Annotated in this window: 1 protein-coding gene and 1 pseudogene; both read right to left on the bottom strand. The window is 61.6% G+C overall.

Translation table 11 applies throughout. From position 1 onward, the window contains the following. A pseudogene (locus EXE45_RS17350) lies at positions 1-363 on the bottom strand (hypothetical protein); the annotation flags it as partial. Further along, a partial coding sequence (locus EXE45_RS20910; RefSeq protein WP_206750500.1) for a hypothetical protein occupies positions 360-656 on the bottom strand: 297 nt, incomplete at its 5' end. The gene EXE45_RS20910 and the pseudogene EXE45_RS17350, both read right to left, overlap by 4 nt.

The following is a 656-nucleotide window of genomic DNA, read 5'->3' as shown; positions in this document are numbered from 1 at the left end:
TGGGAAGTCATCCGGCTCGTGGACCTTCGAGGCGTTCTGCGGGTGGTTCTTCCTCCCGGCGACCTGCCCGAGATGAATCAGCACCCCCTGTTTTCCCTTGAACGGCACGCCACAGTACGGGCAGAGCCGAGCCACGCTCTCGACCTCGCGCTCTGCCGGGTAGTCCACCTCAACCTCCTGCGTTCCGGCTTCTTCGAGGTCGTCGAAGGAGACATGGTCTGGAATCTCTCCCGAGTCGCCGTGTCCGTCGCCGACACTTCGGAGGACGTGGAGGTGCATCCCGCGGGCCAACTTCTCGGCGTCGCACCCCTCAACGGGACACTTCACGACGCGCTCAGCGTTCCGGCTCGGTTTGTCGCTCACACGACCACCTCGCAGACGACGGCGTTCTGAATAGCGGTGCGCTTTTGAGCGGCTGAGTTGTTGCTTCGCATGGCTTTCTGGTTCCACGGAAGGCCACCGTCCGGCGTCCCACCGCCGGGCGATTTCCAGCGCCCCGAGGGGACGGTGTCCTTCTTGATACTACCTAAGACGGCAGTAATCATATAGTTACCGCCTTTGACGGAACTGTTAATGTGAGAAGCCCCGAACGTGGAGGTATGAGTGACGGCTCGAAACCGGGACCGAAGCCGAAGGTGAGCGACGAGGAGATACTT

Source organism: Halorubrum sp. SP9 (genome assembly GCF_005435015.1).
In the GTDB taxonomy this organism is placed as follows: domain Archaea; phylum Halobacteriota; class Halobacteria; order Halobacteriales; family Haloferacaceae; genus Halorubrum; species Halorubrum sodomense.
The sequence above is the reverse complement of the archived record's forward strand: the minus strand, read 5'-3'. Positions and strand labels throughout refer to the sequence as shown.